This window comes from Humidesulfovibrio sp. (assembly GCF_035560995.1).
Taxonomy (GTDB): domain Bacteria; phylum Desulfobacterota; class Desulfovibrionia; order Desulfovibrionales; family Desulfovibrionaceae; genus Humidesulfovibrio.
Window position 1 is genome coordinate 1 of the sequence record NZ_DATMYK010000295.1, and the last position, 13,897, is coordinate 13,897.

General features: G+C 68.0%; 12 protein-coding genes and 2 tRNA genes. 10 read left to right on the forward strand and 4 right to left on the reverse strand.

The genetic code is table 11. The features are described from left to right. Positions 1–254: 254 nt before the first annotated feature. Positions 255–458 (reverse strand): 4-oxalocrotonate tautomerase family protein, encoded by a 204-nt coding sequence (locus tag VN419_RS11425; protein WP_325647356.1) that lies wholly within the window; start codon positions 456–458, stop codon positions 255–257. 110 nt (positions 459–568) lie between these two features. Between VN419_RS11425 and hisS the strand changes: the two genes are divergently transcribed. The 6 genes from hisS (at position 569) to VN419_RS11455 (ending at position 7,852) form a co-directional block, all read left to right on the forward strand. Then, positions 569–1,798, forward strand: a complete 1,230-nt coding sequence (gene hisS, locus VN419_RS11430; RefSeq protein ID WP_325647357.1) for a histidine--tRNA ligase — start codon at positions 569–571, stop codon at positions 1,796–1,798. Positions 1,799–1,900: 102 nt separating this feature from the next. After that, the gene (aspS, locus tag VN419_RS11435) at positions 1,901–3,766 is read left to right on the forward strand and encodes an aspartate--tRNA ligase (protein WP_325647358.1); all 1,866 of its coding nucleotides are present in this window, start codon (positions 1,901–1,903) and stop codon (positions 3,764–3,766) included. Further along, a complete protein-coding gene (gene def / locus VN419_RS11440) occupies positions 3,767–4,270 on the forward strand; it encodes a peptide deformylase (protein WP_325647359.1) in 504 nt (167 codons plus the stop codon). Beyond that, entirely contained in the window at positions 4,255–5,304 is a 1,050-nt protein-coding gene (fmt, locus tag VN419_RS11445; protein WP_325647360.1) for a methionyl-tRNA formyltransferase, read from the forward strand. The genes def and fmt overlap by 16 nt, the downstream gene beginning before the upstream one ends. Positions 5,305–5,322: 18 nt before the next feature. Further along, positions 5,323–6,087: a DUF116 domain-containing protein gene (locus VN419_RS11450; protein ID WP_325647361.1), complete on the forward strand. Its 765-nt coding sequence runs from the start codon at positions 5,323–5,325 to the stop codon at positions 6,085–6,087. A 49-nt stretch (positions 6,088–6,136) separates the two neighbouring features. After that, on the forward strand, positions 6,137–7,852 hold the full coding sequence (locus VN419_RS11455; RefSeq protein WP_325647362.1) for a phosphatidylglycerol lysyltransferase domain-containing protein: 1,716 nt from the start codon (positions 6,137–6,139) through the stop codon (positions 7,850–7,852). 94 nt (positions 7,853–7,946) lie between these two features. On the opposite strand, the gene VN419_RS11460 is transcribed toward VN419_RS11455, so the two are convergent. The 3 genes from VN419_RS11460 to VN419_RS11470 all read right to left on the reverse strand — a co-directional run bounded on the left by VN419_RS11460 (position 7,947) and on the right by VN419_RS11470 (position 9,652). After that, positions 7,947–8,023 (reverse strand) — tRNA-Asp (locus VN419_RS11460). 15 nt (positions 8,024–8,038) lie between these two features. After that, a tRNA-Val gene (locus VN419_RS11465) sits at positions 8,039–8,114 on the reverse strand. 158 nt (positions 8,115–8,272) lie between these two features. Further along, positions 8,273–9,652, reverse strand: a complete 1,380-nt coding sequence (locus tag VN419_RS11470) for an RsmB/NOP family class I SAM-dependent RNA methyltransferase (RefSeq protein ID WP_325647363.1) — start codon at positions 9,650–9,652, stop codon at positions 8,273–8,275. A 203-nt stretch (positions 9,653–9,855) separates the two neighbouring features. Here VN419_RS11470 and VN419_RS11475 point away from each other — a divergent pair, with 203 nt between their 5' ends. From VN419_RS11475 to VN419_RS11490, 4 genes are all read left to right on the forward strand, one after another. Further along, positions 9,856–11,541 carry a VCBS repeat-containing protein gene (locus VN419_RS11475; RefSeq protein WP_325647364.1) on the forward strand — a complete coding sequence of 562 codons (1,686 nt, stop codon included), beginning with the start codon at positions 9,856–9,858 and terminating at the stop codon, positions 11,539–11,541. Positions 11,542–11,620: 79 nt separating this feature from the next. After that, on the forward strand, positions 11,621–12,688 hold the full coding sequence (locus tag VN419_RS11480) for an RluA family pseudouridine synthase (protein ID WP_325647365.1): 1,068 nt from the start codon (positions 11,621–11,623) through the stop codon (positions 12,686–12,688). Between the two features lie 88 nt (positions 12,689–12,776). Continuing rightward, positions 12,777–13,343 carry a BON domain-containing protein gene (locus tag VN419_RS11485; RefSeq protein WP_325647366.1) on the forward strand — a complete coding sequence of 189 codons (567 nt, stop codon included), beginning with the start codon at positions 12,777–12,779 and terminating at the stop codon, positions 13,341–13,343. A 6-nt stretch (positions 13,344–13,349) separates the two neighbouring features. After that, a complete protein-coding gene (locus VN419_RS11490) occupies positions 13,350–13,865 on the forward strand; it encodes a C40 family peptidase (protein WP_325647367.1) in 516 nt (171 codons plus the stop codon). Positions 13,866–13,897: the final 32 nt, after the last annotated feature.

Below are 13,897 nucleotides of genomic sequence, written 5' to 3' on the forward strand. Positions count from 1 at the left end.
CGCCACGCCCGTGGCCGAACTCATCCCGCACATCGCCGAAGCGTTGCGGCTGGCCGGGGACAGTGAGAGCGCGTAAATAGGGGCGTGACGTTGCGACTCAGGCCGGGACCCGTGCCCGTTTCGTGCTCCGCAGGCCAGGAGGCTGCGCCCCCTGGACCCGCTGAGTGGGGAAAGGGACGGCAGGACTCTCAGTTACGGCGGGCCGCCAAGGGGGTTGTAGAGCCCTTGGCCGGCGGAGAGAGACGCGCCGCCGGCTACTTCCCGGCCTTGCGGCGCACCGTCACGCTCTCGCCCCCGATGCCCCAGTTGTCCGTGTCCACCTCGTCGATGACCACCACCGTGGTGGCCGGGTTCTTGCCAAGCGTGTCGCGCAGCAGTTCGGTGACGCCCTTGATGAGCGCGGCCTTCTGTTCGCTGGTCGCGCCTTCGCGGGTGATCTTGATGTTCACGTAGGGCATGGCGTGCTCCTTGAAATCGGCCGCAGTGCAGGGCGCATGCGGTTTTGACAATGATGTTTGAGGAAGGTATATTCCCCGCCTTTCAGAACCTCAACAGCAAAACGGAACCCATGAGCGCCATCCAAAAAATCAAGGGCTTCGCCGACCTCTTCCCCGAGGACGCGGCAAGCTTCACCCACATGGAAGCCCAGGCGCGCGCGGTCTTCGGCCGCTACGGCTTCGGCGAACTGCGCACGCCCGTGCTGGAACGCACGGAGCTCTTCGCCAAGGGCATCGGCGAGGACACGGACGTTGTCGGCAAGGAGATGTACACCTTCACCGACCGCGGCGACCGCTCGCTCACCCTGCGGCCCGAGGCCACGGCCGGCGTGCTGCGCGCGGCCATCGAAGCCGGGTCCATCGAGCCCGGCCGGGCCACGCGCCTGTACACCTTCGGCCCCATGTTCCGCTACGAGCGCCCGCAAAAGGGCCGCATGCGCCAGTTCCACCAGATCAACGCCGAACTTTTGGGCAGCCCGGAACCCCAGGCCGACGTGGAAGTGATCCTCATGCTGGAGGACTTCCTGTCCTCGCTGGGCATCGGCGAGCTGTCGTTTGAGCTGAACTCCCTCGGCTGCCGCGAGTGCCGCCCGAACTACCGCGCCGCGCTCACCGCCTACTTCGAGGCCCTGGACCACGAGAAGCTGTGCGAGGACTGCAAGCGCCGCATGCACACCAATCCCCTGCGCGTGCTGGACTGCAAGGTGCCCGCGTGCAAGGCCCTGGTGGCCGATGCCCCGGCCATCGGCGACCACCTCTGCGGCGGCTGCCGCGCGCACTTCGACGAGGTGCTCTCCCTGGTGGACAAGGCGGGGCTCAAGTACACGCTCAATCCCCGCCTGGTGCGCGGGCTGGACTACTACCAGCGCACCACCTTCGAGGTCACCAGCGGGGCCATCGGCTCCCAGACGGCGGTGGCCGGCGGCGGCCGCTACGACGGCCTGGTGCAGCTCCTGGGCGGCCCGGACGCCCCCGGCGTGGGCTTCGCCTGCGGCATGGAGCGTCTGGCCATGCTGATGGAAAAGCCCGAGGCCCCGCGCCCGGACTTCTTCCTGGCCGTGACCGATGCGAGAGCCGTTGACGCCGCCATCCTGCTGGCCCACAAGCTGCGCAGGCGCGGCCTGGCGGGCGAATGCGACTACAACGCGGGCAGCATGAAGAGCCGCCTGCGCCACGCCGGGCGCATCAAGGCCAGGAAGTGCTACATCATCGGGGCCGAGGAGTTCGACGCGGGCCAGGTGACGGTGAAGGACATGGAAGAGGGCGAGCAGATCAAACTCGACATGGCGGCCTTCGACTAGCCCCGACGCAAGCGGGGCAATCGGCGCAATCGACGCAATCGACACACAGCGGACACTCCGCCGCCCGTTTCGGCGGCTACATTTTCTCCAAAAGGAACAGCAATGACCGAGCAGAACACCACCACGGCAGGCGAAGAGCGCGACTACGACGAATACCGGGTCATCGAGGACCTGGGCGGCTGGAAACGCACCCACACCTGCAACCAGCTCACCGCGGCCGACCTGGACAAAGAGGTCACGCTCATGGGCTGGGTGCAGTTCCGGCGCGACCACGGCGGCCTCATCTTCATCGACCTGCGCGACCGCGAGGGCCTGACCCAGACCGTGTTCAGCCCGGACGTGCCCGAGGCCCACGAGCGCGCCCACGCCATCCGCATCGAGTACGTCGTCGCCCTGCGCGGCATTGTGCGCCGCAGGCCCGAAGGCATGGCCAACGCCAACATGAACACCGGCGAGATCGAAGTGTACGTGAACGAGTGGAAGCTCCTGAACACGTCCGATACGCCGCCGTTCCCCATCGAGGACCGCGTGGACGCGGCGGAGATGCTGCGCCTGAAGTACCGCTACCTGGACCTGCGCCGCCCGCGCCTGGCCAAGAACTTCATCCTGCGCAACAAGGCCGCCCAGAGCGTGCGCCGCTACCTGGACGGCCTGGGCTTCCTGGAGATCGAGACCCCGGTGCTGACCAAAAGCACGCCCGAGGGCGCGCGCGACTTCCTGGTGCCCAGCCGCATGAGCCAGGGCATGTTCTACGCCCTGCCCCAGAGCCCGCAGATCTTCAAGCAGCTGCTCATGGTGGCGGGCCTGGACCGCTATTTCCAGATCGTCAAATGCTTCCGCGACGAGGACCTGCGCGCCGACCGCCAGCCGGAGTTCACCCAGATCGACATCGAGATGAGCTTCCCGGACGAGGAGCAGATCATGGGCATGGCCGAGGGCCTTGTGCGCACGCTCTTCAAGGAGACCATCGGCGCGGCCCTGCCTGCGGCCTTCCCCCGCATGACCTACAAGCAGGCCATGGACGACTACGGCTCGGACAAGCCGGACGTGCGCTTCGACCTCAAGCTGGTGGACGTGAAGGACATCTTCGCGGGCGGCGGCTTCAAGGTCTTTGCGGCCGCGCCCTGCCTGAAGGCTTTGCGCGTGGCGGGCGGGCTCGAACTCTCGCGCAAGGAGATCGACGACTACACCGAGTTCGTGAAGATCTACGGCGCCCAGGGCCTGGCCTGGATCAAGGTCAAAGAGGACGGCGAGTGGCAGTCGCCCATCGTCAAGTTCTTCTCCGAGGACGAGAAAAAGGGCCTGGCCGAGCGCCTGGGCATGGTCCCCGGCGACATCGTGTTCTTCCAGGCCGCCCCGGTGGACGTGGCCCACGCCGCCCTGGGCAACCTGCGGCTCAAGCTGGGCGAGCGCTTCGGGCTCATCGACGAGAAGGCCTTCGCCCCCCTGTGGGTGACGGACTTCCCCCTGCTGGAGTACGACCCCGAGGACAAGCGCTGGGTGGCCAAGCACCACCCCTTCACCTCGCCCCAGCCCGGCCAGATGGACAGCATCGCCAGCGATCCCGGCGGAGCCCTGGCCCGCGCCTACGACCTGGTGCTGAACGGCAGCGAGATCGGCGGCGGTTCCATCCGCATCCACACCCCGGCCGCGCAGAAGGCCATGTTCAGCGCGCTGGGCATCACCGACGAAGAGGCCGAGGAGAAGTTCGGCTTCCTCATCGAGGCTCTGAAGTACGGCGCGCCCCCGCACGGCGGCATCGCCTTCGGCCTGGACCGCATCATCATGATCCTGACCGGGGCCAAGAGCATCCGCGACGTCATCGCCTTCCCCAAGACCCAGAAGGCCACCTGCCTGATGACCGAGGCCCCCAACGTGGTGGGCAAGAAGCAGCTGCGCGAGCTGGGCATCCAGCTGCGCGAGAAGCCCACGGAAGCGGCCCCCGAGGCCAAGAAGGGTGAGGCGTAAATGGCCAAGCTGCCCATCTTCACCTATCCGGAGCCGGTGCTGGCGCAAAAGGCCCAGCCCGTGGCCGAGATCACGCCGGAAATCGCCATGCTCATCGAGGACATGATCGAAACCATGTACGAGAGCGACGGCGTGGGCCTGGCCGCGCCCCAGGTGGGCAAGGGCATCCGGCTCATCACCCTGGACGAGACCGGCCCCAAGGAGCGCAAGAGCCCCATGGTGCTCATCAACCCGGAGTTCGTGGAGCAGACCGGCGTGAAGGAGTCCGAGGAATCCTGCCTGTCGCTGCCCACCTTCTCCTGCAAGGTGAAGCGCTACGAGACCGTGACCGTGAAGGGCCTGAACCAGAAGGGCGAGGCCATCGAGATCAAGGCCGAGGGCCTGCTCGCCGTCATTTTGCAGCACGAGATCGACCACCTTGAGGGCAAGACCCTGGTGGACCACGCCAGCCGCCTCAAGCGCACCATGTACGACAGCAAGGTCAAAAAATGGCGGAAGGACTAGAACAGAAAAACGCGTCCGACGGCTTGCCCGAAGACTTCGGCATCAAGGACCTGCGCCTGAGCGCGCCCCCGAGCCCGCCCTTGCGGGTGGTGTTCATGGGCACGCCGGACTTCGCGGCCGCGAGCCTGAACGCGCTCATCAGCTGGCCCGGGGCCGAGGTCATCTGCGTGTACACCCAGCCCGACCGCCCCTGCGGGCGCGGCCAGGAGTGCACGCCATCCCCGGTGAAGCGCGCCGCCCTTGAGGCCGGGATCGAAGTCCGCCAGCCCTTGAACTTCAAGGACCAGGCCGATGTGGACGCCCTGCGCGCGCTTTCCTTCGACGTGCTGGTGGTGGCGGCCTACGGGCTCATCCTGCCGCAAAGCGTGCTCGACGCGCCCAAACTCATGCCCGTGAACGTGCACGCAAGCCTTCTGCCGCGCTGGCGCGGGGCCGCGCCCATCCAGCGCGCCATAGAGGCGGGCGATCTGGTCACCGGCATCACCATCATGCAGATGGAGCTGGGGCTCGACTCCGGCCCGATTCTTTTGCAGCGCGCCCTGCGCATCGCGGATGGCGACACCGCGGGCAGCCTGCACGACGAGCTGGCCGGCATGGGGGCCGACGCCCTGCTGGACGCCCTGACCCGCCTGCCTCAGGGCCGGCTCATGAAGCTGCCCCAGGACGAGGCCCTCGTCACCCACGCGCGCAAGCTTTCCAAAGAAGAAGGCCTCATCGACTGGAACCGCGAGGCCGAACCCCTGCACAATCACATCCGGGCCATGCACCCCTGGCCGGGCGCGTTCTTCGACTGGGAGCAGGCGCCGGGCAAAGTGCTCAGGCTGAACATCGAACCGGGCACCATCGGCGCGGACAAGCCCGAGGACGTGGCTCCGGGCTGCATCCTTGGCCTGGTGGAGAGCGAAACCGGTCCGCGCCTGGCCATCGCCACGGCGGACAAGCTGTATCTGGTGCCGCGCCTTACCCCGCGCGGCAAGAAAACCCAGGACGCGGCCGCCTTCGCCTGCGGCTACCTGAAGGCCTGCCAGGGCTGAGGCCCGGGCGGAAAACGCATGGACGGCACGGGCGGCACCTCGCGCAAGCGCCTGTTCATCGGGCTCATCGGCGGCACCTGCGCGCTGGTATGCTCGTTTCTGGTGCTGCTCTGGGTGGTGCCTTACGTGGGCCTCACCAACCTGCACCCCTACGCGCCCTGGATTCTGGGCGTGGCCATCGGCCTGCTGCTGGTGCTGGTGCTCTGGGCCTCGCTGGGGCTTTTGCTGAGCATCGCCCTGCCCCGGCCCCTGCCCCTGGCCCGGCGCATGCGCGGGGTCACGGTGAAACTGCTGCTGCCCCTCATGAGCCTGCTCGGCCGGGCGCTCGGCTTCTCCAAGGAGGACATCCACACCTCCTTCATCAAGGTCAACAACGAGCTGGTGCTGCGCGAACTGGGCAGCTTCCCCCCGGGCAAGATCCTGCTGCTCATGCCCCACTGCCTGCAGAACAGCCGCTGCGACATGCGCCTGACCTACGACATCGACAACTGCAAGCGCTGCGGCCTGTGTCCCATCACGGGCCTGCTCACCCTGCGCGACCGCTACGGCGTGCATCTGGCCATCGCCACGGGCGGCACCATCGCCCGGCGCATCGTGGTGCAAAAACGCCCGGGCATCATCATCGCCGTGGCCTGCTACCGCGACCTCTCCTCCGGCATCCAGGACACCTACCCGCTGCCGGTGTTCGGCGTGCTGAACGAGCGCCCCAACGGCCCCTGCCTGGACACCACCGTGCCCGTGGACCGGCTGGAGGCCGCCCTGACACGCTTTCTGAAGCGCTAAGCCTTCCCGCCTCCTTGCGCCATCTTCAGCTTCTACGTACTGTGAGGGGATGCGCCACGCCCCAACTCCCGCACCCGAAACCAACGACGCCCTGTTGAACGCCTTCCGCCACTACGGCGACCGCACCAGCTCCCTGGCGACCCTGGGCGCGCAGTTCGCCAGCCATGTGCCGCCGCAGTCCCCGGACTGCCCTCCTGGCGGCTTCATCCGCGTCCTGGCCCTGCCCGACGCCCTGGTGGCCGCCAGCGAGCCGCTGATGCCCCAAGAGCGCCGCGCACAGGCCCTGGCCGACCTGGCTGCCCAAGCGGGGGGCAAACGCTGCCTGGCCATGCCCCTGGGCCGGGAACTGGCAAGGCAGCTCACCCAGCACGGCTTCCACACCTGGCAGATCGGCGCGGAGCCGGTGTTCAAGCTGGCACAATATTTCGCCCCCGGAGAGGAGCCCCTGGCCCGGCACCGCATCGCCCAGGCTCTGGCCCGGCGCGGGGCCGAGGTGCGCGAGCTGGACCTGGCCGTCCTGCCGGAGGAGGACGCGAGAGGCGTGCGCGCGGAGATGGAGGAAGTGGCCGCCCTGTGGCTGGCGGACAAGGACTGCCTGCCCCTGGGCTTTCTGGCCCGGGTGGAGCCCTTTGACCAGCAGGAGCGCAAGCGCTATTTCCTGCTGCGCGTGCGCGGACAGTTGCAGGGCTTCCTGGCCGCCGCGCCCCTGTGCTCCGGCGGCCGCGTGCTGGGCTGGTATTTTCAGGACATGCCGCGCAGGCCGGACGCGCGTTCCGGCGCGGCGGAACTCTTGACCATCGAAGCCATGCGCCTGCTGGCGGAAGAGGGCGCGGCCGAGGTGCGCCTGGGCATGGCCCCGCTGGCGCGCATCGACACCGAGGCTCCGGGCGCGGGCCTGCTTTCCCTGCTGCACCGTCGCTGGACCTGGGGCTATAATTTCCGCTCCGTCAGCGAGTTCAAGGCCAAGTTCGCGCCCACCGGCTGGGAACCGCTGTACCTGGCCTCCACCTGCCCGTCCCTCACGCGGGCCCTGGCCGACGCCCTGCGCGCCCATTTTCCGGAGGGCCTGCTGCGCCCCTTCCTGCACCTCGCGGCCTCGGGCCTGGGCCTGTCCATCGACCCCACGGCCGCGCCGGTGCTTGCCAAACCGCTGGACGAACTTGCGCCGCGCAACATGGGCGAGCTCATGCGCCGCACCTGGCTCACCGGGGTGCTGGTGCCGCTGTTCATCGGCCTGCACTGGGCCAGGCTGCACTGGCCGCCGCTGGACGCCCTGTTCCGCGTCTCGGGCTACGTGCCGGGGAACGTCACCTGGGAGGGCGTGCTGCTCGGCCCCCTGTTCCACAACCACTGGTTCCACCTGCTGGGCGACCAGCTGTCCTTCCTGCTCTTCGGCGCGCTCATTGAGGCCTTGCTGGGCCTTGGGCCCTACCTGCTGCTGCTCGCGGCCGGGTTGTGGCTCTCCAACCCGCTCACCCATGCCCTGTGCTGGGCGCTTTTGGCCGCGCCCGCGCCGCAGGCCTGGGCCGCCACCCTGGCCGAGGTGGACTACGGCTCGAGCAACGCCGTGTTCGCCATGGCCGGAGCCCTGGCGGCGCTCTTGCGGCAGTGGCGCTCGGTGCTGATTCCCTTTGCCGTGTACGGTTTGTTCATCTGCTATGCGCGGCACAGCTGGCTGGCCCTGCACCACCTGCTGACGCTGGCGCTGGGCTACGCGGGCCTGCGCCTGTGGATGGCGCTGAAGGCGGAAGGCGGGCGGGACTGAAGGCGGTGCAGAGCTGGTGCCTTCGAACCCGGCCCCTGCGCTTCACGCAAATGAAAAAGGGCTGAACCCTTTCGAGTTCAGCCCTTGGCAGTGCTGGCGGAGCGGACGAGACTTGAACTCGCGCCCTCCGACGTGACAGGCCGGCGTTATAACCAACTTAACTACCGCTCCGCACTGTAATGATCGTGGTAGGCGGAACAGGGCTCGAACCTGCGACCCCCGGCTTGTAAGGCCGATGCTCTTCCAGCTGAGCTATCCGCCCGGAGTCTTCGAGCGCCCTGTCCTGAAGCGTTTTCTGGGCTGTCACCACCCCGCTTCGTTTGGCTGCCCGCCACGGAGAAAACCCTTTGTCATCTTCAGCCGGGCCTGTCAAAGGATTTTTGCAAAATCCTCGATTTTTGTCTCAGCTTTTTGTCCCGCCTACCTGTCCGACCAGAGCAGACGGCGGCCTTTTCTGGTCAGCCAGCCAAGGGCAAGCCCCTGAAAATACAGGCCGACAAGCCCTGCTTCCGGCGCGCCGCCCTTGCCTTTGCCTTCTTTCTTGGCGGGCGCCGCGCCGTGGGCCTCCAGGCTGCGCCCGGCCAAAAGATCCAGAATGCGCTCCGGCTCGTCCACCTCAAATTTATGCGCAGCGGGCAGCGCCGAGGCCGGGGGCATGAGCGCGCGGGTGCGCGCCGCCGGGGCGAAGCGCCCGCCCTGCACCTGTCCCAGCAAAAAACCCTGCCAGCGCTGTCCGTCCGTGCCCAGGCCGGAGCGCTGGCACAGATCAAGCGCGGCCCGGTGCAGAAAATAGGCCTTGCCGCCAAAGTCCCGCAGCTCGCCAGGAGGCAGCTGGCCGAAGTCCGCTCCGGCTTCTCGCGCCTGGGCAAGCTCTCTCGGCCCCAGCTCCTGGCCGGCCACGGGCGGATACACTTGACCCGTGGTCGCCACCCCGGCGCCTGCGCGCTTGCGAAAACGCGCCAGGAAGAAACCCTGGCCGCCCTGCCCGCCATCTGGCTTGCCCGTCCCATCCGGCTCCCGGACCGAGGCTTCCTGCCCACCCACGCGCAAAACGCCGTCCAGTCCCGGCAGGGCCAGGGGCACCGGGGCGAAGCCCTGCGGCGCGGGCAGGGGATCCAGCTCCAGCGGCAGGCTGGCCAGGGCCCAGGCCGCCTGCTCCTCGTTCTCGCGCACGTTGGTGGTGCAGGTGGAAAACATCAGCTTCCCGCCGGGCTTCAAAAGTTCCGCCGCGCGGGCCAGCAGCTCGCGTTGCAGGCGCACCAGGGTCTCGGCCTTTTCCGGAGTCCACAGCTCCAGCACCTTGGGATTCTTGTCCACCGTGCCCCAGCCGCTGCACGGCGGGTCCAGCAAAATGGCGTCGAAGCTGTCCGGCTCCAGGGCCAGGTGCTGGCTCTCCACGCCGATGGTCGCGGCGTTCAGCGCGCCGGTGCGCCGCAGGTTCTGGCGCAGGGTGGCCAGGCGGTCGCGGGAGGCCTCGGCCGCGAGGACGAAGCCCTCGCGCCCGGCCAAGTCGGCCAGGATGCCGGTCTTGCCGCCGGGGCTGGCGCACATGTCCAGGCACACGTCGCCCTGCTCCACGCCCAGCATGGCCGGAGGCAGCATGGACGAGCGGTCCTGGATGTAGATAAGCCCGAAGGACGCGGCGAGCGACGAGCCCAAGGGGAACGGTTCGTGCTCCAGTCTGCGCGCGGCGGCGTAGAAGGGTTCCGGCGAAAAGGCGAAGCCCTGGGCGGAAAGCAGCGCCTCCACCAGCGGGCGCTGCTGCGGGGTCGTGGTGATGCGGAAGGTTCTGGTCTGCATCGGCTGGGCATAGCGCGCCGGGGCGGGCTTGGCAACGCGCGCGGGCCGATATTTCTTGCCCAGGCCGCCGCAGGACGCGGCAAGGTTTCTTTTGCATGCCGCAGACGTTGGTGCTATTTGCCGTGCAGGCGGCAGGAAGCCCTCCGCCCGGCCAAACGTTGAAGAGCCAACCCCTTTCGTCCCCCTTTGAGGAGGAGCCCGATATGTCTTTGAAGCGACTTTCCGCCCTGATCCTGCTGTGCCTTGCGCTGGCCGTGCCCGCGCTGGCCCTGGCCCAGGGCGCGCGCACCTATGCCGTGCTGCCCTTCAAGGTCACCAGCGATAAATTCCAGTACCTGAGCAAGGGCGCCCAGGCCCCGGTGTCCAACCGGCTCAACTGGCTGGGTTACTTCGAGCCCGTGGAGGCCGACAAGATCGCCCGCGCCGCCGGACGCTTCCCGGCCAACCTGAATGAGGCCCAGTCCATCATGGCCGCCATCGGAACCGACTTCCTGGTGGCCGGCGTGCTGGACTTCCAGGACGGCGACAAGCAGGTCAACATCACCCTGAACGTGTACGACCGCATCAAGGCGCAGAGCTGGAACAAGAGCTCCAAGGTGCCCCTGGAGGGCCTGCTGCCCGCCCTGGAGCGGCTGAGCAACGACGTGCGCACCGAGGTCTTCAAGCGCCCTGGCGAGGACGCCAAGGCCACGGAGCGCAAAGAAGCGCGCAAGGACATGCAGTCCAAGGCCCCCGTGCCCAGGAACGCCGACTTCGTCACCGGCGACACCGGCGAGGCCCCCATGGGCACCGCGGGCGGCCCCGTGATGAACCCGCAGTTCCGCTACGAGGGCGGCGCGGAGACTCCGGGCCGCTGGCAAAGCCAGAGCCTGCGCTTCGCCTCTGTGAGCATGGCGGCGGGCGACTTTGTGGGCGACAAGAAGACCCGCATCATCGTGGCTGGCGTGAACACACTGTACGCCTACGAGTTCTTCCAGAACACCCTCAAGCCCATCGGCGAGCACAAGCTCGGCATGCGCATCAAGCTCCTCCGCGTCAGCATCCTGGACCTGGACCGCGACGGCAAGGCCGAGATCATCGCCTCCGGCCTGGACGACCCGGACGGCAACGCCGAGCCCCGCACCTTCGTGCTGAGCTTCAACAACGGCAAGTTCGAAAACTTCCTTCCCCCGCAGAAGCAGTACCTTTCCGTGGTGCGCATTCCGCCCACCTATCAGCCCACCCTGCTGGGCCAGATCAAGGGCAGCCACGGCCCCTTCGACGAAGCCGGCGTGAGCGAGATGCTCTACCAGGACGGCAAGCTCCAGCCCGTGCGCAGGCTGCATCTGCCGAGCATCGCCAACCTGTTCAACTTCGCCTACCTGCCCGATGGCAGCAACTTCAAGATCGTGGTGCTGAACGAGTACAACTACATGAAGGCCTTCACCCAGGATCTGGAGCCCCAGTTCTCGCAGGAGGAGGGCTACAACAGCTCCAACAACTACATCATCGTGGATGAGCGCCTGCCCGGCATGGACATGGGCAAGCGCGACACCGGCGTGGAGGACTTCTACTACGTGCCCATCCGCATGCTTCCCGTGGCCTTTGACAGCCGCGGCAAGTACGAGCTCCTGGTCAACAAGGACATCTCCGTGGCGGCCCAGGTGTTCAAGAAGTTCCGCCGCTTCTCCCAGGGCGAGGTGCACTCCCTGTTCTGGGACGGCGTGGGCATGAGCCTGGCCTGGAAGACGCGGCGCATCAAGGGCACCGTGGTCGACCTGGCCCTGGAGGACCTGAAGAACGAGGGCAAGAAGCAGCTCGTCGTCTGCCTCAACACCTACTCCGGCGCCATCGGCGCCAGCAGCGAAAAGACCGTCATCGTCACCTACGACCTGAACACCGACCAGTAGTCACGCCCGCGCCGGGCCGGGGGAACGCCTCCCGGCCCGGCGCGTTCCCGTGGCCCCGCACGGCCACAAGGCTTCCGCCATGACCGCCCCCGACAATACCAATCCGCACGGCACCGCCGCAGCCCCCGAGGCCGCCTCCACACCTGCGCCCGCGCGCGCCCCGCTGGTGGTGACGCCCGAGGAGGCCGGGCAGAAGCTGCTGCAGTTCCTGCAACGCCGCCTGGGCCGCGCCGTGCCTGGCTCGGCCATCCTGCGCATCATCCGCACCGGGGAAGTGCGCGTGGACGGCGGCCGTAAGAAGCCCTTCTTCCGCCTGGCCGAGGGCCAGGAAGTGCGCGTGCCGCCCCTGACCGGAGTCCAGAGCGCCGGGAAACCGGCGGCACCGGCCGCGCCCGCACAGGGACAAGGGCAGGGCCAGGCGCAGGGCGAATCCCCGCCGGCCCTCGACATTTTGCTGGAGACCCCCGGCTATGTGGCCGTGCGCAAGCCCGCGGGCCTGTGCTCCCACGCCGGCACCCGGCACAAGGACTCCGTGGCCGACAGGCTGAAGGCGCTCTACGCGGGCGCGCCCTTCTCCCCGGTGCTCACCCACCGGTTGGACAAAGACACCTCCGGCATATTGCTGGCAGCCAAAAGCTACGCCGAATTGCGCCGCCTGAACGAACTTTTCGCCACGGGCGGGGTGGCCAAGACCTATCTGGCCTGGGTGGACGGGTCCTGGCCCGGCAAGGGCGTGGAGCTCATGGAAGACCGCCTGGACCGCCTGGAGCTGGCCGAGGGCGCGGTGCAGGGCCGCAAGAAGGTGCTGGCGGCAGAGGGCGACGCGGGCAAAAGCGCCCGGGCCGAGGTGCGGCCCCTTTTGCGCAAGCGCCAGGCCACGCTCCTCGCCGTCCGCCTTTTGACCGGGCGCACCCACCAGATCCGCGTGCAGCTCTCCCTGCGCGGGCACCCGGTCATCAGCGACAGCGTCTACGGCCGCAAAGTGCGCGGCCTGCCCATGCTGCTGCACGCCCTGTGCCTGCGCCTGCCGGAGCGCGCCCTGTTCGCCCCGCCGCCCTGGGGCGGTCCCTTCGCCCTGCCCCAGGCCCTGCTGAAAACCCTGGAGGAAGAGCTCGCGCCTGCCCCAACAGGCCAGGCGCAGCCTTGACCCGCGCCCCTTGGCCCCGTTTTTGCTAATTCCTGGCGAGGCCGTCGGCTTTCCGGCACCCCCCCAACAGCAAGAAGGAGCTTCGACCATGCCCCGCATCGTCCTTCCCCGCATCATCCTTTTCATGGCCTGCCTCTGCCTGCTGCCCAGTCTCACCGGCTGCGGCACCGTGTACAAGGCCGCCGTGGACCAGCGCGACGTCGGCACCTTTGTGGACGACGGACGCATCGAATCCTCGGTGCGCGCCCTCTACGTCAACGATGACCTGGTGAAGCTGCGCGACATCTCGGTCAATTCCTACCTCGGCACCGTGTACGTGGTGGGCGAGTTCGAGAATGACCGCCAGAAGATGCGCGCCGTGAAACTCGCCCGGCAGGTGGACGGCGTGCGCAAGGTCACCATCATCCCCTTCGTCAAGCGCGACGACCCCGCCTGCGGCACCGCCGACGAACTGGCCCTGTACGCCAAGATCAAGTCGCGTCTGGTGGAGGACACAACCATCTGGTCCACCCAGGTGGACGTGAAGACCGTGCAGTGCAACGCCGTGGTGCTGGGCCTGGTGGCCAGCCAGCGCGACGCCGACGCCATCATCCGACACATCAACGCCGTGGGCGACGTGCGCACCGTTCAAAACTACGTGCGCATCGTCAAGTAGACCGTCATGAACGCCGCCACCGCCCGCACCATAGCCGCGCGCGCGGCCCTGCTGCTGCTCCTGGGAGCCTTCTCCCTGGGCCTGGGCGGCTGCGCCCCCGCGCACATCCCGGATCCCGCGCCGCCCCTGCCCGCCGAAGGCAAGAACTCCGTGGTCTCCGCCGCGCGTTCCCTAACCGGCGTGCGCTACAAGTGGGGCGGCGAATCGCCGCAGACCGGCTTCGACTGCTCCGGCCTCACCTGGTGGACCTACAAGCAGGTGGGCGTCAGCCTGCCGCGCATCTCCTATGAGCAGTACGAAGCGGGCCAGCCCGTGGGACGGCGCGACATCCGCCCCGGCGACCTGGTGTTCTTCCGCCTGCCGGGCAACCCCAAGAACATGCACGTGGGCATCGCCACCGGACGGGATTCCTTCATCCACAGCCCGCGCGAGGGCGGGCGCGTGCGCGAGGACTCCATGGACCTGCCCTACTGGCGCGACCGCTACATCGGTGCGCGCAGGGTGGTGAAGACCGACGGGTAGGCAGAGGGGAGAAGACGAGAGAAGATTTTAAC